The sequence below is a fragment of the Arcobacter sp. 15-2 genome (genome assembly GCF_047159865.1).
Lineage (GTDB): Bacteria > Campylobacterota > Campylobacteria > Campylobacterales > Arcobacteraceae > JAIOSF01.
The window spans coordinates 2,306,960-2,327,587 of record NZ_AP038804.1; the positions used below are offsets into that span (position 1 = coordinate 2,306,960).

Consider the following 20,628-nt stretch of genomic DNA (forward strand, 5'->3'; position numbering starts at 1 on the left):
GCCGGAGCCATTAAAAGCTTTTAGATATTTGAACATTAGTTCTTTTATCTAGAAGCTTTTTTTTTGCTCAAAATTTTTTCTCATTGTGTGATAATTAATGTTAGAAGTTGCACTTATGACTTAAATGTAGGAGGAATATAATTTAACATAGTTTGTATCTATGTTAAAGAAATAGAAAAATATTAACATAGTTTAATACCTATGTCACAAAAAGTCAAAAAACTTAACATAGCTTTACTATTTAGGTAAGCTCAGATGCCGGAGCTACATCTTTAAAAAATGTTGCTCTTTTTAAATGTGAATTGGCATTCTATATTTTATTTAAATACTCTTTTAAAATATCAAATTTTTCAAAAGTGTTCAAATTAGAATGAATCAATTCACAACTAATACTAAAAGGCTTTATCTCTTTTTCTAGTAGAGTTATATCGATATCTATATGGGTATCATTTAAAAGAATAAAGTTTACACCTTGGAAACGAAATAGTTCTTTGGTCTTATACTTTTTTTGGATGAATTTTGTAATTTTTATAAGCAATTCATCTCCTCTGGTCCAACCATATTTATCATTATAAAGAGAAAAATTATGAATGAGTATTAGATTGAGACATCTATATTGATGCAAATCTTGTTTCAGTAAAAGATCAAAATAGTTTTCATTTGAGATATTTGTCAATCCATCTTTAAAAAAGTATGCAAATCGTTCCTTTTCAATAGCTGTTTTGGGTAACTGACTTTCTTGCAGATGATGATTTATATCTATTTTTTGAAGTGCTTGAAGAGCTACTCTTAAAATTTTAGGATCGAATAATATTCCTGATTCTTTTTCAAGTTCAAGAAGTGCTTCTTGTGCTGTTTTTCGTTGGTTGTATATTCTTCTTGAGGTCATCGCATCAAAAGAATCAGCAATCGATAAAACAGAAGCTAAAGGAGGTATTTCATCTCCTTTTAAACCGTTTGGATAACCAGTACCATCATATCTTTCATGATGAGATAAAATAATATTTGCAAAATCTTTAAACATAGGGATTTTTGAAACAACATCATAGCCTAAAGTTGTATGACACTTAATAATATCAAATTCTTGTTTCGTTAGTTTTCCAGGCTTTAATAATATAGAATCTGGAATAGAGATTTTTCCTATATCGTGCAACAATCCTATTTGTTGAAGCATATTTATATCTTCTGATTTAAAATCCATAGCCTCTGCAATAACTGTAGAGTAATGAGAAACTCGATAAGAGTGTCCTGCTGTATAAAAATCTCGTTGTTCAATTAAGTTTACAAGAGAAGTAATTGTTTGTTGATAATTATCAAGTTTTTCGAGCTCTTTTTCAAATAACTGTTTTTTAAAACTAAAAAACAATCTTTCTAAGTATTGAGAAAGTAACCAAGATAAAATCAATAAGATAGATGTAATAATGAGGACGGATATTAAAACAAAATTTAAATGCTGTTTATACTCAATATTGAGCTCTTTTTGTTTTTTTGAAATCATAAGATTTAACTTATCCAAATTAAATCCTGTGCCTATAATCCATTCTCCATTATTTGCTTTTTGCAAATAAGATATTTTTGAAAACTCTTTATCACCTTTCATTAAACTATATTGAATATAAGTACGACTTTGTTTTGAATCCACAAAACTTTTAAAATCTTGAGCATAATGATGACTTTCATCTTTTACATGTTTTAAATTTGATTTTGTTAAAAGCATACTACCTTCTTTATTCACTACAAAAATATAGCCTTTATCTTGATATTCTATTTGAGATAGATGTTCTAAAATCCTATTTTCCACAATAGAATTGAAATCTTCTTCAAATAAAGCAGTTGTAATAATGAGATTATACGGTTCGAACTTTTTTACTATTCCAATTTTTTTAAACTCTCTTGATGCATCATTTGGTTTAAAATAATGCCAAGAAAAAACGCCTTCTCCTTTTGTATTTGCAATATAAATAGCTTCTTTTACAGGATGCTTTCCACTACTATCTTTTCTATCTAGTACTAAAGTATTTTCAAAATCTCTATTTATAGGATGTAATATATTCATTCCGCTCATGGTGTGAATAGAAAAATATCCATTTCCATTATGATAACGAATATTTTCTATTGCAATTTTAATCTGTGTAATAATCTGTTCTGATGAAAGAATCTCTTTATTTCTTTCATATATATTCATAGCTATATCATGGATAACATTAATTTTATTATGTAGTTCTTTGTGTAATTGTTGCCTTGATTCTTTGAAACTTTTTCGGACATAATTATTTACTGTTTTTATATCTATTTTAATTTTATCTTTGTTTAAAAAAAGATATTCTTCTTTGATGGAATTTTTTTCTTGTTGTAGTTTAGTTGTGTGTTCTAATGAAATATATAAAGTAACGAAAAAAGCTAAAATAATAACAATTGAAGATGGCGCATATTTGATTATACCTAGTATAAGTCTTTCTTTATCTTTAGATTTCATAGTAATCCCTTGTATAATACTTATGTTTTATTTCTAATATTCAGTTGACAAAACTATTATACTCTTTTTTTTAGGAATCATCTACTAACCTAAAATAATTTCTATCTTTATTCTTAAATATTTTATGATAAACTACATAAAAGGAATTCTATTATGACGAATAAAGATGAAAAAAAACTCTTATTATCTATTAAATTAATTCCACTTTTCATATTTACCATACTTGCTATTGTTGGTACACTAGTAGCTATATACATCAATAAAAGTACTTTTCACGATGAAGTCAAGAAAGTACACCAGCAATATTTAGCAAATGAAAAAAGAATTATTAAAGAAGAGATTATTAAACTCCACAATAATATAAAAAATGAAAAAAAACTTACCAAACATAAACTGAAAGAGAATATTAAAGAAAAAGTTCTTATGGCTCATACTCTTGCGACAAATATTTATAACCAATATAAAGAAACAAAAACGCCTCAAGAGATAAAAGAGATTATAAAAAACGCACTTGTAAACATTCGATTTAATGATGGAAGAGGGTACTTTTTTATACATTCTCTTGATTATGAATGTATATTATTACCAATAGCACGGCACTTAGAGGGCACGAGTTTTTACAACTTCAAAGATGGAAAAGGTGACTATCTCACAAGAAATATAGTCAGTCAAATGAAAAAAGAACAAGAGGGCTTTTTAACTTGGTGGTATGCAAAACCAAATGACAAAACGACCCAATATGAAAAAATAGGGTTTAATAAATATTTTGAGCCACTAAATTGGTTTATTGGTACAGGAGAGTATGTAAAAGATTTTGAAGAAACCGTGAAGGAAACTATTACAAAAAGGCTTTCTACTTATAGTTATAGAAAAAATTCTTATATTTTTGTTTTAGATAAAAACGGAACAACAATATCACATAGAGATAAAAATGAAATAGGAAAAAATAGGTTTAAATATCAAGATAAAAAAGGAACCTATGTTGTAGCAAAACTTTTCAATACAGCAAAAAATAAACAAGGTGGTTTTGTAGAATATTATTACAATAAACATAATACAAATACTTCAATCAAAAAAATCTCTTATGTTTTGAATTTTAAAGATTGGGACTGGACTATTGGAACAGGTTTCTATACTCAAGATGTAGAACTACTCATTCAAAAAAAGAAACAAGAATTAACAAAATCAAATCACCAAAAACTCAATACCATAATGTTGATTTCATTTTTTATTTTACTTATTATTATTTTATTGTCACTTTCTTTATCTTATGCTATTCAAATAAGATTTGAAAACTATAAAAGTAAAGTGAAACAGAAAGATCAAATGATTGCAGAACAATCAAAACTAGCAGCTATGGGTGAGATGCTTGGTAATATAGCACATCAATGGAGACAACCATTATCTATCATCTCTACAGGTGCTACAGGGATGCTAACACAAAAAGAATATGGTATATTAGATGATAATGATTTTGAAAAGACATGTAATGCTATAAATACACATGCACAATACTTATCAAAAACAATTGATGATTTTAAGAATTTCATCAAAGGGGATAGAGAAAAATCAAATTTCAAGTTAGAAGATACTATGAGCTCATTTTTGAACTTAGTTGAAGGTTCTGTCAAATCACACCATATAGAAATCATTTTAAAATTAGAAAAAAATATTTACTTAAATGGTTATCCAAATGAACTCATTCAGTGTTTTATCAATTTATTTCATAATGCAAAAGACGCATTAGATGAAAATAAAGTAGATGACAAAGTTATCATTATCTCAACATATACTAAGGAAGATAAAATTATTATTGAAATACTAGATAATGCAAATGGGATTAAAAAATCAATTATACATAAAATATATGAACCATATTTTACAACAAAACATCAAGCACAAGGAACAGGAATAGGGCTGCATATGACATATAAATTTATTGTTGAGGGTATGAAGGGAACAATATTTGCAGAAAACAAAAAATTTAGTCATAAAAACAAACAATATAGAGGTGCACTTTTTACAATCTCTTTACCAAAATAGTATATAAAAATGATATAATTGCAAAAAAGAAAAAGGGTTACTATGACAAATGCATATAAATTATATTCACCGAGTCATAAATATAGAATTATTGATGAACAAGAGTTCCTTGATATCGCACAAGATAAAGTTTTGTATAATGGTTCTCTTAGAAAAGAGTATCTAAATAAAGAGATCACTAAACTTTCTGCTTTGAAAATATATAAATTTTTAAATATTGATATTCAGCCAGTAAATGCAATTTTAGTTGAAACTACACCAGACAATATTTATTTAAAAACAATCGATAAACTAGAAGAAGAGTTAGCAAATTTTATTATTGAAAAAGAAGATGAATATACAGAAGAGGAACAAGTAGCGATCAATGCATACCTCAAAGGTTCTAAAGAAGCTATGATAACACTTATTACAAAGTCACTTAAGTATCAAGTTATTGATGAAAACAGAACACTTGAAGAGTTTATAGAAACGGAAGTATATCAACCCACAGAATTATTATATAAGAAAAATAAAATCTCCATCAGTCTTGTTTCTAACAGATATGTTTGCGATGAAGAAAATAAAAAAATTTATAAATACCAATCATCTATTGTAGATCCAGGGGGATTTAAGTTTCATTTTAAAAAAACGGAACTTTTTGCCTATAGAGAAGAAGCGATAGAAGAGTCAAAAAAACTTATTGATGAACACTATAATTTATCCATTAGAAATGGAAAAGTTCAAAAAATAATTGTCCGTACTGATGAAAATAATACAATTATTATATTTTGGCCAGATACCGTTACAGAAGATAACTATATCACATCCAATGATATCATTGGTGATCATGACCTAGGTGGTGATACCAAAACAAGTATTTCATTTTTTGACAAATGTAAAGACGGTAATATCAAACAAGTAATTATTGCGAAAAATGTGATAGAAAAGTGTCTTAAGTTACAAACTTATAATGTCAAACAACTATAGATAAAATTTTTGAATTTTATCTATAGTACCCATATTTAAAACCCTTATCCTTTTTATATTTATTTTTATAGAGTTTAAATTCGTAAAAAACTTTTTTACATAAAGGATATTTGTTTATGTATGGTTCAGATAACTTTCTTGCTCTACCTAAATTTTGAATAACACCAAATCCATTTGCATATATAGAGGCAAGACCACAAGAAGCTCTTTTATAGTCATTTTTAAAATAAGCCCTCTCTAACCATAACTTTGAACTAGAATAATCTTTCGTTACTCCAAAACCATTTAATAAATAGATTCCTAGCTTATATTGTGCATTAGCTTCGTCTTGTATGGATAATTGTTTAAAAAGTTCGTATGAGCTTTTTAAACTGTGTTTTTTAAACTTTTTTTGTGAATAGATAACGGCTAAATTATATGTCGCTTTATTATGTCCATAAACTGAAGCTTTTTGAAAATATTCAAATGCCTTATTTAAATCTCTTTTTTGATATTTTTTAAGATAATAAATCTTTCCTAATTGAAAATTTGCTTCATCTTCTCCTTCTCTTGCAGAAAGTTCATATAACGATATTGCTTTAGAGAGATTATTTTCTAAGAGTGCGTTGTTTGCATCTTCTAAATATGATCCATTTAAAATGGTAAAACATATATTAATACTGATGAAAAATATTTTAAACACACTGAACCTTTTTTTATATTAAATTAGAAAGATTTTACAATAATTTTAATAAAAAAAAGTTTGGCACATCCTAAAAATCACAACTTGAATTAAAGCCTTTAAACAAAGGGTTTTCTATCTATATATTTTTAAATAAAATATTTCTTGCAATTAGATTAAAAATAGATTTCTTAAACGACTAGAGCCTTTAAATAAAGGCTTTATAGATATTTCATAGTGTTTATTATAAGTTGTTTGAAGCCCAAATTTTAAGCTTTATTCACATTCTTTTTATACTCATTTAAGGTACGAATTGTTATGTGAATTCAATGTGAATAAGTAGTGAAAAGAGCTAAACTCTACTCCAGCGCTTTAGTTAAGGTATTTGATGATTAATTCACTGTCTTTTTTATTTAATACTTGTGAAAGTTGCTCTAAATTAGAATTTTTTATCTCTTCAAATGTTCCAAAATAGTTTAACAATTTTTTTACTTTAGCTTCACCTATACCTTTTATATTAAGTAGAGATATTTGTTTATCTTCTTTTCGTTTTTGTTTCTTATGAAATGTTATAGCAGACCTATGAGCTTCATCTCGTAGTCTTTGACAGAACTGTAAACGTTTATCTGAAGTCTCTAGTTTAAACACTTCATCTTTTGTATATAAAATATCTTTTGCAGCACCTTTTGCACGATGCGCTTTTGCATCAACTTTTTCTTTAGCTATAGCAATAATATCAAGATTTACACCAACACTTTGCACAATATCATATGCTAGATTTAGAAGCGTTTTTCCACCATCTATTACCCATAAATCAGGTGGCGGATTTTCTTTAAATCTTTCTACTCTTCGTGTAAGCATCTCTCTCATTTGTCCATACTCATCATTTGCCTCTAAATTGTATAAGCGATAATCCTCTTTATAGAACTTGTCTTCATCCCATATAATCATAGCACCTACCTTGGCTTGTCCCATCATTTGAGAGTTATCAAAACATTCAAATCTAGTAGGCATTTTGTATAATTTAAATAGCTCTTTAATTGCTATATAATTACTGTTATCTGTAGTAGTCTTATTTATCTTTAACAGTTCTACACAATTATTAAGTGCAGTTTGTGTTAGTTGTTTTTTTAGTCCGATTTTTGGATAAATCACAGATACTTTTTTCGAGTATTTTGATGATATAAAACTCTCCAATTCCTCACCGTTCTCTACCTCATCAGAAATCAATACAGTAGATGGGATAGAGGGTAAATCTTCTCCATAATAATTTACAATTGCTGTTTTATAAATATCCTCTTTTGAAGTAATTTCTGTTGTATTAACATAGTTATGTGTACTTGAGATAAGTTTTCCTGCTCGAATAAACATCTTCACTATAACTGCTTTGTCTATATCTTGCTCCACTGCAAATAAGTCTAAATCTTCATCTTTAGCAAAATCTAGTGTAGATTTGATTTGTGATTTTGAGATTGTTTGGATTCTATCTCTCATTTTCATTGCATCTTCAAAACGAAACTGTTCACTATATGCTTCCATTTTTACAGTGAGTTTTTCGATAATTTTTGATTTGTTATTCAAATAATATAACGCATCATCTAAAAGCTTTTGATATTCTACTTTAGTTACTTTACCTTCACATGGAGCTAAACACTTCTGTATCTGGTAAAACATACATGCTTTTCCACCTTTGATACAGGATTTCTTTTGCACTAAAGGGACTATCTCATAAATACTATCAAGTAAATCTTTAGAACCAGTACTAAAAGGTCCAAAGTATCTTATACTCTTACTCTTGATAACTTTACGCGTGATATCAAGTCTAGGAAAATCATCATTTGAATCCATATAAATATACGGATATGTTTTATCATCTCGCAAGAGAATATTATACTTAGGTTTTAGTTGTTTAATAAGTGAGTTTTCTAAAATCAATGCATCATTTTCTGTATCTACTACTATATAGTGCATATTGTCAACTTCACTTATCATCTTATATATTCTATCTGACAGTTTAGGGGAAGGTTGTAAAGTAGGGGTAAACTTGAAATAGCTCTTTACTCTATTTTTAAGAACCTTTGCTTTCCCTACATAGAGAAGTTTTCCATTTTTATCAAAGTATTGATATATACCTGCAGACGAGGGAAGATTTTGAAGTTTTTGTTCAAGTGTCAAAAAGTACCTTAGTATTGTTTATTAGTGGAATATTACCATTTTAGAAGTTTTATTTAGATTATTTATTTAAATATTAGGATTTAAAACCTTTTTTTACAAACTTTAACTACAATGCGCCAAAAGGAACTCAATGTCAAATCAAAACAACTCAACAACCAACACACAAATCATAGATAAAGGGATACTATTTATGCTTCTTAGTGCCATGTTAGGTGCACTTAGTGGTGCAGTAGCAAAAGTATTATCAGATACTATGGATCCTATAGAGATAGTATTTTATAGAAACCTTTTAGGTGTTTTTATGATTTTATACAGCTTCAAAAAAGTACAGCTATCTATATCTTTTAATTTTTCTAAATTTCATTTACTATTTCTAAGAGGTTTCTTTGGTACAGTTGCCATGGTACTTTACTTTTATACTATTGCGCATATCCCATTAGGGGAAGCAGTAATTTTAAATAAAACATCACCGTTTTTTGTAACTATACTTGCATACTACTTGATGAAAGAATCTATATCCATAAATACTATCTTTGCTCTTATTGTTGGATTTGTTGGGGTTGTGTTTGTTATACAGCCTTTTGACTTTGTTATATCTACGGGACATATATTAGGTGTATTAGGTGGTTTTTTTGCAGCTGCTGCTTATGCTACGATTAAAAAAATAAAAGATGTTTATGATGCAAGAGTTATTATGCTTTCTTTTATGGGAGTAGGTACTATACTTCCTTTACTAATATTTTTATTTACACCATATGCAGAATTTAAAATACATACAGGCTTTTTTGTTTGGTCTATGATTATATTAATGGCATTATTATCTACAGTGTCACAGTGGTTTCTTACACGCGCTTATAGTATAAGTAAAGCAAGTATTATTGGAGTAATAGGATATTCAAGTATCCCTTTTGCTGTTGGTTTTGGTATCATGCTAGGTGATAGTATCCCTAGTATGCTTACATTCTTAGGAATTGCACTTATCGCTTTAGGTGGTTTTTTAGTGAGTAAAAAATAAGGAAAGAGAGTTATGTCATATTTTGTTTATATTTTAGAGTGCAGTGATAACAGTTTATATACTGGTATCACTACAAATATAGAAAAAAGACTAAATGAACATAACACAAGTTCTAAAGGTGCTAAATACACAAAAGCGAGAAGACCTGTAAAACTAGTCTACCAAGAACCTGCACAAGATAGAAGTGCAGCTTCTAAAAGAGAATATGCTATCAAAAAACTCACAAGAACAAAAAAGCTACAATTAATCAAAACTATCTAAACTCTTTATGCTACAAAATTAAAAAAAAGGAATATTATCGAAAATTTTATACAAAACATCAACACTTCATTGACCTACACTACATCATGGGAAGCTGGTGCTATGGTATTATCTTTATTATATATTTTACTTGCTATTAAACAAAGTTTATGGTGTTGGCCTGCTGCCTTTTTCTCTACATTGATTTATGCTGTTTTATTTTTTGATGCATCTTTACTTATGGATTCATTTTTAAATGTTTACTATTTAATCATGGCAGTATATGGATGGTATGCTTGGAAATATACAAATACTATTGTTAAAAATGAAGAGTTAGAGATCTCTAGCTATAGTTTTTTTAAACATCTTAAAATTATATTTACATTAACACTCATATCTTTAGTTTTAGGATATATTATGAGTACTTACACAAAAGCAGATTTTGCATATATTGATTCTTTTACAACAGTCTTTGCTCTTTTTGCAACTTTTATGTTAGCTCAAAAAGTTTTAGAAAACTGGTTGTATTGGGTTGTTATAGATACAGTATCTATTTATATCTATATTCAAAAAGAGTTTTATCTAACAGCTATTTTATTTGTACTATACACTATCCTGGCAATAGTAGCATACTTCACATGGAAAAAAGAATTTATTTTAAATGCAAATCCAAATACTTAAACAATTAAATTTTTTTAAAAATCAGAAGTTACTAAGTCTTGATTTACTTCCAAATCAAGGCTACTGTAATATAAACTATAAACTACATACTACACAATCAGATTATTTAATAAGAAAATTCAAAAGTAACGATACTGTAAATATAAGTCGTAGTTTTGAATTTCGTACACAAAAGCATGTCGCTATAAAAAATATAGCACCGACACCTTTTCTTTTAGATAAAAAGAACTCTTTTATGATTACTGAATTCACAAAGGGCATCCATAAATCAAAACTTCACAATCTTGAGTTAATAAAGCTCGTTAAAACTGTAAAAAAATTTCATTCTATAAAAGTAAATACAAAAGAATATAATCTAAAAAAAGATTTCAACTACTATAGTCAACTACTACAAGATAAGAACTCTCAATATATTATAAATCAATCTTTTAAAGAACTAGTAAAATTAAAACGATTTAAAAAAGAGCTTGTTTTGACACATCATGACTTAAATCCAAAAAACATAATATTTACTATAAACAGTATCAAAATAATCGATTGGGAGTACGCAGGAGTTAACGACCTCTTTTTTGACCTAGCAAGTTTGTGTTGTGAATTCAAGCTATCTAAAAAAGAGGAAATACTCCTTTTAAAAACATATTTTCAAAAAAGTAGGATAAATGATATAGATAAACTAAACTCATATAAAATCATTTATAAAAATTTATGTTTATTATGGTTTAAATCTTTGGAGAAAAACTAAGAGTAAGAAATTTTTATATCTTTTGGATGTTTTTTATTATGAAATAGTATATAACTCTTAGCCCAATAATAGTAAGTCTGTTCTGTAGAGACTTACTATATAATGTTTCAATCGTACCTTATCTACTAATATATCCAATAATTTTGGCTTCATAATATTAATCTTTTCTTAAATAATGTTGTTTTATATTCTATACAAGAGTTATAACAACATATAAGAGTTTATATATACTAAAATATTGTATTGAAAATCATATTTGATATTTTTGTAAAAAATTTAAGTATTATATAACTATAATGATTATGAATAAATAGTTAGCTTAATAAAGGAAGATATAAAAATGAACACAGATATAGAAATAATAGAACCTAAAAAAATAATTGCTACGGACACAACAAAGTTTGAATCATATTTAGAGTATTTAAAGTTACCAACTGAAAATATTTTAGCAGATTATAATCAACGAACAACTATTGAAACAAACTTAGTAAATTTTATTACTAAATTGGATTCTGAAACAAAGAGAGAAGGAAGATATTTATCAAAATTTGTTGCCGCTGCGTCAATAGGTCTATTTGATGCAGCATTAAATTATGTCTGGAATGAAGTTGTAATTAATTTACGAAAAAAAGTAGTAGTTTATGGTTTAGAATTATTTTATGATGCAGCAGTAGGAGGTTCAAAAAGAGAAGATTATTCAACTGAAGACGATTTATCAGGAATAAAAGATAATACTCTAATCAACACTTGCTATAAATTGGAATTAATTTCAGAAATTGTTTCTACAAAATTACATCATATTTTAACAATGAGAAATGATATTGGTTCTTCACATCCGAATTCATATTCCATCAATGCATTTGAACTTTTAGGTTGGTTAGAAACTTGTGTTACAGATGTATTAAATGATAAGCCATCAGAAGCAGCAATTCAGATAAAAGCATTTATTGATAATCTTAAAACAACAACTGATATATTAGATGAACCTACAATTAAAAGTATGGAAAAGCCACTAAGCGAATTATCATTACAAAATACAGATAATTTATTAAATAATATTTTTGGAATTTATGTATCAGATAAAACAAATAATATTATAAGAAAGAATATAGCACTTGTTGCTCCATTTATTTGGACAAATAGTAGTGAGTCTATAAAATTTAAATTGGGAATCATGCTTGATGGGTATAAAAATAATTTGCATCATGAAAAACATAAATTAGGTTTAGAATTTTTTACATTTTGTAATGGTAATAAATATCAATCATTAGAAGCAAGAATAATCTCTTTGGATGAATTATTAGATAATTTACTTGATGCAAGATATGGATGGGATAACTTTCATAATGAACCACCATTTATAAGAAAGATTCTAACTTATTTTGAAACAGAGAATGATATACCAAAAGAGAGAATAGAAAAGTTACTTAAAGTTGTACTAATTTGTCGTATTGGTAAAGGAATTAGTTATCATAATGGAGTTTCTCCAAATGGGAAAAAGCTGTATGACAAGTTTCTTAAATTATTAGGAGACGACAATATTAAATTACTTTTAGAGCAAATGCATAGTTATGAAGTAAGAGTTAAAATTGATAATAAGTTTGGACAAACTAATATGATAGAAATATTAGACTTATTAAAAGAAAATATAGTTAGCAATAGACTACAAGAAATAGTTGATTTTTTATTAACAAAAAAAACACTACTACATAAAATACATAATGATAAAAACTATAAAGATATTGTAGGGCAACATATCAATCTAAGCTAACAAAACACCGAAAGAGAGCAAATTACCCTGTGAATTTCTTATCATTTATTAGCTATCATCTAGTTATAACAAAAAGAAATATATGAACTAAGAAATGGGTAACTTGTCCATTGCTTCGGTCGTTATATCAAAAATTATATACTAACTTTAACGTTTAATATGTAAATTCACAGTATGGAAAAATAAAAAATAAAATTTAAGTGGATTTCACTTAAATTTTGTTAGAATAATACATATTACCAAAACAGGAAGCAAAAAAAATTATAGATTCGTTGCCAGAAGACACATCTAATGATGAAATCTTAAAAGAATTAGCTTTTGATAGAATGATTCAAAGAGGGTTAAAAGATTCAAGTGAAAATAAAACTATTTCAAATCAAGAGATGCAAAATAAAATTAATCAATGGTAAATATCAACTGGACAGAGGAGGCTGAACTTTGGCTTAAAGATATACTAGGTATATTTCATGGGGCATTGGATATTGAAAGGTACTTATAACTAGCTGTAGATATAAAAAAAATAATGTATAATACCCACATATGAAAAACTTACCCATACACGATGTCTTAGACGATATAAAAACAACACTTCAAACTAACTCCACTTTGATACTTCAAGCACCTCCAGGAGCTGGAAAAAGTACAGTAGTACCTATAAATTTACTAAATGAACCTTGGCTTCCAAAAGATAAAATCATCATCATGCTAGAACCTAGAAGAGTTGCAGCTAGAAGTGTAGCTATACAAATGGCTAGACTACTTGGTGAAGAGGTAGGACAAAGTGTAGGCTATCAAGTAAAAATGGAGAGTTGTTTTTCAAAAAATACAAAACTACTCATAGTAACAGAAGCTATACTGGTGCGTAAACTACAAAGTGACCAAGCTTTAGAAGATGTAGCACTTATCATCTTTGATGAGTTTCACGAAAGAAGTATACATACAGATCTCTCACTTGCACTATCACTTCAAGTACAAGAGCTTTTAAGAGATGATTTAAAACTACTCATCATGTCTGCTACTTTAAATTCAAAAGAGTTACTAAAACTTCTTGGCGATGTTCCAGTTATTACCTCACAAGGTCGTACCTATGATATAGAAAATGTATATCTTCCATCAAATATAAAACAACCAGATGTAAAAACTATAAACACTTTACTTTTAAATACAACACTTCAAGCTATAGAAAATGATGAGGGTGATATCTTGGTATTTTTAGCAGGAACTAAAGAGATAAAAAATCTACAAAACTCTCTTGAAGAAAAACTCAGCTCACATGATATAGAAGTATTTCCTCTGTATTCTGCACTTAGTAAAGAGAAACAAGACAAAGCGATACTAAAAAATACTCAATCAAACAAAAGAAAAGTAATCCTTTCTACAAATATTGCGCAAACATCTTTAACTATTGAGGGTATAAAAGTAGTCATAGACTCTGGACTCGAAAAAATATCACGATACAACTATGCAAATGCGATGAATCATTTAGAACTCTCATTTATATCAAGTGATTCAGCGGTTCAAAGAGCAGGACGGGCAGGAAGACTAAGTGATGGAAAGTGTTATAAACTCTGGCATCAAAGTAAAATACTACAAGCCTCAACTCGTCCTGAGATATTGCGTTCTGATTTAACTTCATTTTATTTAGATGTAGCATTGTGGGGAGTAGATGATATAAAAGAGTTGCAGTTTTTAAACTATCCAGAACTCCAAACACAAATTAGTACACAAACCATACTAGAAGAACTAAAAATGATAGATGAATCTAAAGAGATAACACCTTTTGGTAAAAAAGCGTTATTGCTTGGTGTTCATCCACGATTTTCATTTATGATTTTAAAAGCGAATGATTTAGGATTTTCTTATGAGGCTTGTTTACTAGCTGCACTTTTGAGTGAAAAAGATATATTTAAAAATAGTGGTAGAAACTATGATGCAAATATATATTCAAGGTTTATACATATTTATGAAAAAGACTTTAGTAGTACTTATATCAATACTCATCTTGCAAAAACAATTTTAAAACAAGCAGAGTTTTTTTACTCAAAACTCAAAAAACTAGAAAAGGTACATAAAAAATCTCATCCTATCACAGAAGATGAACTCTCACATCTATTGCTTTTAGCATATCCAGATAGACTAGCAAAACGACGAACTAAAAATGACAATAAATATAAACTAAGTAACTCAAAAGGTGCTGTTTTAAATAACGAAGATGCTTTATTTAATGAGGAGTATTTAGTAGTATCAAATATAAATGCACAAACAAAAGACTCGTATATAAATATGGCATTACGAATCTCTTTAGATACTATAGAAAAAGAATTTGATAGCTATATAGAGAAAAAAGAGTCTATTACTTACAATAAAGAAAATAAAAAATTCGACATACGAGAAAAACACTATTTTTACGACTTAGAACTCACTTCTCGAGCTATATCAAATAAATCAAATCATGATTATTCACAACTCATTTTAGAACTGATTCAAAAAGAGGGATTGGAGCTTTTAACTTGGAGCAAAAAAGCCAAAGAGTTAAAAGAAAGAGTAAACTTCATAAATAAAAACAGGGATAGTAATTTACCCTCATTTGATGATGAATCATTATTAGATAGTGTTCAAGAGTGGCTTGAGCCTTATTTACATGAGATACAATCTATCAAAGCTTTAGAGTCATTAGACTTATACTCTATTTTACTTGGATTCATACCATGGGAAGAGCAACAAACTCTTGATACTCTAGCACCTTGTACTATTAAAGTACCAAGTGGCTCAAATATAAAAATAGATTATTCAAATAGCCAGATTCCTATTTTAGCAGTCAAAATACAAGAGATGTTTGGACTTCATGAAACTCCAAAGATTGTAAACAATAGTATACCTTTGCAGATACATCTCTTAAGCCCTGCAAAAAGACCCATACAAATTACATATGATTTGAAAAGCTTTTGGGAAAACTCATATACTGAGGTAAAAAAAGAACTGTTTATTAAGTACAAAAGACACTATTGGCCAGATGATCCTTTTGAAGCAATAGCAACAAGTAAAACAAAAAAACATATGATGAATGTAAATAAATCATAAAAGAACTTATTGTTATCTCTATAGAATCATTTAAACAAAAAAAGATATAATAATACCTATGAGAATAGATAAATTTTTAAACGCAGTAAATATTACAAAAAGACGAGCAGTAGCTGAAGATATGCTGGCACATAAAGTTGTACATATCAACAATATGCCTGTAAAAAAAGCAAAAGAGGTAAAGATAGATGATATTATCGAGATCAAATATCTTGAATACTCAGATAAATTCAAAGTATTACAAATACCAAAAACAAAATCAACTCCAAAATCAGTACAGAGTGAATATGTTACAAAACTATAAAAGGGACTATTTAAATGTTTAATAAAGCTAGATTAAAATTTGACGATATATTCGAAAATAGGTTAGACCACAATGAAGTTCGTAACTATCTTATAGAACTTTATGAAAAAGGTGAAAATGCAGATGAGATAGCTGCTGCTGCTACCGCAATGAGAGAACATATGCTCCCACTAAATGTTGAGCAAACACTTCAAGAAGAACTTTTTGACAATTGTGGAACAGGAGGAGATAAAAGTAATAGCTTTAATATCTCTACAACTGTTTCAATTGTTTTATCTGCTTGTGGTTGTAAAATAGCTAAGCATGGAAACAGAAGTATTACAAGCAATAGCGGTAGTGCTGATATGCTAGAAGAACTAGGAGTTAATTTAACATTAACTATCCCAAAACAACTAGAAATGTTAAAGCAAACTGGTTTTGTTTTTATGTTTGCGATTAATCATCATCCAGCTATGAAACATATCATGCCAATACGAAAATCTATTGAGCATAGAACTATTTTTAATGTTCTAGGACCACTATCAAACCCAGCAAGTGTTCATAAACAACTTATTGGAGTATTTGATAAAGAGTATGTTCCAAAAATTGCAGATGCAATGACACAACTTAATACAAAAAGAGCAATGGTTGTAAGTAGTGAAGATGGTATGGATGAGGTAAGTATTAGCGATGTTACGCATTGTGCTTTTGTAGAAAGAGGAACTTTTAATGAGTTTGTTCTTGATCCTAGAGAATATGGGTTTGATTTTTATCCTAAATCAGAAATTACAGGTGGGACAGCAAAAGAAAATGCAATCACTACAAAAAATATTCTAAATGGAACAATTACAGGTGCAAAAAGAGATATTGTTATTTTAAATGCTGCTGTTGCATTGCTTGTAGATGGTAAAGTAAACTCTACAGAAGAGGGAATTGAGATGGCAAAAGAAGCTATTGATAATGGTGATGCTATAAAAAAACTAGAAGAGATAGTTCGAGTAAGTAACGAACTTATACACTAATTATTTTATGACTTTAAATTTAACGCAAATAGATCAATTTATATCACTCTTAAAAGAAAGAATCAATAACCAAGATAAAATAGTGTTATTAAGAGGAGATTTAGCTAGTGGTAAAACTACACTTGTACAACATTTTGTAAATAGTCTCAATATAAAAGATAAGGTAACTAGTCCAACTTTCTCTATACAAAGTATTTATGGGGAAAATATATATCACTATGATGTCTATAACAAAACTTTACAAGAGTTTATAGCACTAGGTCTTTTAGAAGAGTTTGAGAAAAGTGGTATACATTTTGTAGAGTGGGGTGATGAAAAACTTGAGAATTTACTTTTAGAGTATGGTTTTGATGTGATAGTTGTAAATATAGAAAAAAAAGAAGAAAGTAGAGAATATAAAATTGGATCATAAAATAGAAGTAACTAGCCTAACAAAAGCTATCAAAAAGACACAAATTTTACATGATATAAGTTTAGATATCAAAAGTGGTGAAACAGTTGGGCTACTAGGACCAAATGGAGCTGGAAAAACTACAAGTTTTTATATTATTTGTGGTCTTGTACAACCTACAACAGGAAAAATATTTTTTGATGATCATGAGATAACACATCTTCCCTTACATAAAAGAGCATTAAGAGGAATAGGATACCTTCCTCAAGAGTCATCAATTTTCAAAGACTTAACAGTTGAAGACAATCTTATGTTAGCAGCAGAGGTTTCAATAGATGATGAACAACTACGAAGAGAAAGAATTGAAGAACTTTTAGAAGTGTTTAATATTGAACCAATTAGGCAAAGAAGAGGGGTAAGTTTAAGTGGAGGGGAGAGAAGAAGAGCTGAAATCGCAAGAGCCTTAGTATCAAACCCAAAATTTTTACTTCTTGATGAACCTTTTGCAGGTGTTGATCCAATTGCAGTTAAAGATATTCAAGGTATTATCAAACAACTCACCCTTAGAGGAATAGGGGTATTAATCACAGATCATAATGTAAGAGAAACTTTACAAATATGTGATAGAGCTTATGTTATGAAAGCAGGAGCTATTATTGCAGGTGGAACAGCTCAAGAGATAAAGGATAATGAGATGGTAAGAGAACACTACTTAGGGAAAGATTTTACTTTTTAGTTATCTCTTTTTTCTCTTATACTTAACCATAAAAAAAGGGTTCGCAATTTTGCGAACCCTTTTTGATATCCAACATCTAAAAAGATTAGATGTTGTTGATGATATTGTTTAAAGTTGCAGATGGTCTCATCGCAGCTTCAGCTTTAACGATATCTGGATTAAAGTATCCACCGATATCTTTTGAAGTTCCTTCAGAACCTAATAACTCAGCCATAATTGTTTCTTCACCATCGATTAGTGCTTTTGCAACAGGTGCAAATTTAGCAGCTAATTCAGCGTTATCTGTTTGTTCAGCTAATGCTTGTGCCCAATATTGAGCTACAAAGTAGTGAGAAGCTTTGTTATCTTGCTCTCCACATTTTCTACTTGGCTCTTTGTTGTTATCAAGGTATGCATTATTTGCCCAGTCAAGTGCAGCAGTTACAATCTCTAAATCTTTAGAGTTATTTTTTTGAGAAATAAATCTTAAAGACTCTGCAAGTGCTAAGAACTCACCTAAAGAATCCCATCTTAAGTGACCCTCATTTAACATTTGTTCAACATGCTTAGGAGCAGATCCACCAGCACCTGTTTCAAATAATCCACCACCAGCAATTAATGGAACGATTGATAACATTTTAGCAGATGTTCCAAGCTCTAAGATTGGGAATAAGTCTGTTAAGTAATCTCTTAAAACATTTCCAGTTACAGAGTTAGTATCTTTACCAGCTCTTACTCTATCTAAAGTATATTGCATAGCTTCAGCAGGTGCCATAATTGGTAACTCTAAACCAGAAGTATCGTGGTCTTTTAAGTACTCAGTAACTTTAGCAATCATATTTCTATCATGTGCTCTTTCTTCATCAAGCCAGAATACTGCAGGGTTTCCTGTTAATCTAGCTCTTTCAACTGCAAGTCTAACCCAGTCTTTGATTGGAATATCTTTAGCTCTAGACATTCTCCAAATATCACCAACTTCAACTTCCATTTCCATAAGAACAGAACCATCAGTATCTAAAACTTTAACAGTTCCAGCTTCAGCTATTTCAAATGTAGTTGGGTGAGAACCATACTCTTCTGCTTTTTGTGCCATAAGTCCGATATTTGGTACATTACCCATTGTTGTAACATCATACTGACCATTTTTAACACAATCTTCAACACACACTTTATACATAGTTGCATAACATCTATCAGGGATAACAGATACACACTCTTCTAATTCGTTAGAAGCATTCCACATAGCACCACCATCTCTTACAACAACTGGTAATGAAGCATCAATAATGATGTCATTTGAAGCATGTAAGTTTGTGATACCTTTATCAGAATTAACCATAGCAATTCTTGGTTGTACATCATATACAGCCATGATATCAGCTTCAATTGCAGCCTTTTTATCAGCAGGTAAAGAATCAATTTTTTTGTATAAATCACCTAAACCTAAGTTTGAGTTATATCCGATTGCTTCAAAGTCTGCACCATATTTAGCAAATACATCAGCAAAGAATACTTCAACAGCATGACCAAACATAATTGGATCAGAAACTTTCATCATAGTAGCTTTTAAGTGTAAAGACCATAATACATCTTTCTCTTTAGCTTCAACAATAGTTTGTGCTAAAAATGCTCTTAAAGCTTTAGCAGACATAAATGTAGCATCTAAAATCTCTTTATCTTGAACATCTGTTAACTCTTTTAATAAGTTACCGTTTAATTCAATTCGTACTGTTCCAGCACCTGATTTGATAATTGATTGCTCATTACCATAGAAATCACCATCTGTCATATGTGCAACATATGCTTTTGAGTTTTCAGAAAATGGCTTTAATTTATGCGGGTTTTTCTTAGCGAAGTTTTTAACTGCAGCAGCAGCTCTTCTATCTGAGTTACCTTCTCTTAATACAGGGTTAACAGCAGAACCTAAACAAGTAGAAAATAGTGCTTGTAACTCTTTTTCTTCATCATTTTGTGGCTCTTCTGGATAGTTAGGGATATCGTAACCTTGTGCTTGTAATTCAGATACACAAGCAATAAGTTGAGAAATAGAAGCTGAAATATTTGGTAATTTAATAATGTTACCATCTTCTTGTAAAACTGCCTCACCTAATTTAGCTAACTCATCATCAACTTTTTGTGCATCTGTTAATCTCTCAGGAAACTTAGATAAAACCCTACCAGCTAGTGAAATATCACTAGTAACAACATCTACTCCAGCAGATTTTGTAAAAGCATTTACAATTGGTAAAAGCGAATAAGTTGCTAAAGCTGGCGCTTCATCAGTTTTTGTCCATATAATTTTTGACATATTTTTTCCTTAATTAATTTGTGTTATTGCAATGTATGCTATCAAAAATTTAATTATA

At 28.9% G+C, this 20,628-nt stretch carries 17 protein-coding genes and 1 pseudogene; 13 read left to right on the top strand and 5 right to left on the bottom strand.

Annotated features, from left to right (window positions below):
* Positions 1–310: 310 nt before the first annotated feature.
* The gene (locus tag ACMCMH_RS11545; protein WP_412725736.1) at positions 311–2,476 is read right to left on the bottom strand and encodes a cache domain-containing protein; all 2,166 of its coding nucleotides are present in this window, start codon (positions 2,474–2,476) and stop codon (positions 311–313) included.
* A 153-nt stretch (positions 2,477–2,629) separates the two neighbouring features.
* Here ACMCMH_RS11545 and ACMCMH_RS11550 point away from each other — a divergent pair, with 153 nt between their 5' ends.
* Both ACMCMH_RS11550 and ACMCMH_RS11555 read left to right on the top strand, forming a co-directional pair.
* Complete coding sequence (locus tag ACMCMH_RS11550) at positions 2,630–4,519, top strand: cache domain-containing protein (RefSeq protein ID WP_412725738.1); 1,890 nt, start codon at positions 2,630–2,632, stop codon at positions 4,517–4,519.
* A 42-nt stretch (positions 4,520–4,561) separates the two neighbouring features.
* Positions 4,562–5,485 (top strand): hypothetical protein, encoded by a 924-nt coding sequence (locus ACMCMH_RS11555; protein ID WP_412725740.1) that lies wholly within the window; start codon positions 4,562–4,564, stop codon positions 5,483–5,485.
* Positions 5,486–5,501: 16 nt separating this feature from the next.
* Here ACMCMH_RS11555 and ACMCMH_RS11560 read toward each other — a convergent pair whose 3' ends face one another.
* Both ACMCMH_RS11560 and uvrC read right to left on the bottom strand, forming a co-directional pair.
* Positions 5,502–6,167 (bottom strand): tetratricopeptide repeat protein, encoded by a 666-nt coding sequence (locus ACMCMH_RS11560; protein ID WP_412725742.1) that lies wholly within the window; start codon positions 6,165–6,167, stop codon positions 5,502–5,504.
* A gap of 351 nt (positions 6,168–6,518) precedes the next feature.
* Positions 6,519–8,321 carry an excinuclease ABC subunit UvrC gene (gene uvrC, locus ACMCMH_RS11565; RefSeq protein ID WP_412725744.1) on the bottom strand — a complete coding sequence of 601 codons (1,803 nt, stop codon included), beginning with the start codon at positions 8,319–8,321 and terminating at the stop codon, positions 6,519–6,521.
* A 130-nt stretch (positions 8,322–8,451) separates the two neighbouring features.
* Here uvrC and ACMCMH_RS11570 point away from each other — a divergent pair, with 130 nt between their 5' ends.
* The 4 genes from ACMCMH_RS11570 (at position 8,452) to ACMCMH_RS11585 (ending at position 10,999) form a co-directional block, all read left to right on the top strand.
* Positions 8,452–9,336 (top strand): DMT family transporter, encoded by an 885-nt coding sequence (locus ACMCMH_RS11570; protein WP_412725746.1) that lies wholly within the window; start codon positions 8,452–8,454, stop codon positions 9,334–9,336.
* A 12-nt stretch (positions 9,337–9,348) separates the two neighbouring features.
* Entirely contained in the window at positions 9,349–9,597 is a 249-nt protein-coding gene (locus ACMCMH_RS11575) for a GIY-YIG nuclease family protein (protein ID WP_412725748.1), read from the top strand.
* Positions 9,598–9,666: 69 nt separating this feature from the next.
* Positions 9,667–10,257 carry a nicotinamide riboside transporter PnuC gene (gene pnuC / locus ACMCMH_RS11580; RefSeq protein ID WP_412725750.1) on the top strand — a complete coding sequence of 197 codons (591 nt, stop codon included), beginning with the start codon at positions 9,667–9,669 and terminating at the stop codon, positions 10,255–10,257.
* Positions 10,238–10,999: a phosphotransferase gene (locus ACMCMH_RS11585; protein WP_412725752.1), complete on the top strand. Its 762-nt coding sequence runs from the start codon at positions 10,238–10,240 to the stop codon at positions 10,997–10,999. The genes pnuC and ACMCMH_RS11585 overlap by 20 nt, the downstream gene beginning before the upstream one ends.
* Here the strand turns inward: ACMCMH_RS11585 and ACMCMH_RS11590 are convergent.
* Positions 10,996–11,052, bottom strand: a pseudogene (locus tag ACMCMH_RS11590) (hypothetical protein); the annotation flags it as partial. The gene ACMCMH_RS11585 and the pseudogene ACMCMH_RS11590 sit on opposite strands and share 4 nt — an antisense overlap.
* Positions 11,053–11,339: 287 nt before the next feature.
* Between ACMCMH_RS11590 and ACMCMH_RS11595 the strand changes: the two are divergent.
* The 7 genes from ACMCMH_RS11595 to lptB all read left to right on the top strand — a co-directional run bounded on the left by ACMCMH_RS11595 (position 11,340) and on the right by lptB (position 18,283).
* Positions 11,340–12,770, top strand: coding sequence for a hypothetical protein (locus ACMCMH_RS11595; RefSeq protein ID WP_412725754.1), 1,431 nt, complete (start codon positions 11,340–11,342; stop codon positions 12,768–12,770).
* A gap of 272 nt (positions 12,771–13,042) precedes the next feature.
* Positions 13,043–13,180: a hypothetical protein gene (locus ACMCMH_RS11600; protein WP_412725756.1), complete on the top strand. Its 138-nt coding sequence runs from the start codon at positions 13,043–13,045 to the stop codon at positions 13,178–13,180.
* Positions 13,181–13,310: 130 nt separating this feature from the next.
* The gene (hrpB, locus tag ACMCMH_RS11605; protein WP_412725758.1) at positions 13,311–15,851 is read left to right on the top strand and encodes an ATP-dependent helicase HrpB; all 2,541 of its coding nucleotides are present in this window, start codon (positions 13,311–13,313) and stop codon (positions 15,849–15,851) included.
* Positions 15,852–15,909: 58 nt separating this feature from the next.
* Positions 15,910–16,155 carry a S4 domain-containing protein gene (locus ACMCMH_RS11610; protein WP_412725760.1) on the top strand — a complete coding sequence of 82 codons (246 nt, stop codon included), beginning with the start codon at positions 15,910–15,912 and terminating at the stop codon, positions 16,153–16,155.
* 14 nt (positions 16,156–16,169) lie between these two features.
* Positions 16,170–17,156, top strand: coding sequence for an anthranilate phosphoribosyltransferase (gene trpD / locus ACMCMH_RS11615; protein WP_412725762.1), 987 nt, complete (start codon positions 16,170–16,172; stop codon positions 17,154–17,156).
* A gap of 7 nt (positions 17,157–17,163) precedes the next feature.
* Positions 17,164–17,568: a tRNA (adenosine(37)-N6)-threonylcarbamoyltransferase complex ATPase subunit type 1 TsaE gene (tsaE, locus tag ACMCMH_RS11620; RefSeq protein WP_412725764.1), complete on the top strand. Its 405-nt coding sequence runs from the start codon at positions 17,164–17,166 to the stop codon at positions 17,566–17,568.
* Entirely contained in the window at positions 17,558–18,283 is a 726-nt protein-coding gene (gene lptB, locus ACMCMH_RS11625; protein ID WP_412725766.1) for an LPS export ABC transporter ATP-binding protein, read from the top strand. Before tsaE ends, lptB begins: the two co-directional genes overlap by 11 nt.
* Positions 18,284–18,368: 85 nt before the next feature.
* Here the strand turns inward: lptB and ACMCMH_RS11630 are convergent, their stop codons facing one another.
* Positions 18,369–20,570: an NADP-dependent isocitrate dehydrogenase gene (locus tag ACMCMH_RS11630; protein ID WP_412725768.1), complete on the bottom strand. Its 2,202-nt coding sequence runs from the start codon at positions 20,568–20,570 to the stop codon at positions 18,369–18,371.
* Positions 20,571–20,628: the final 58 nt, after the last annotated feature.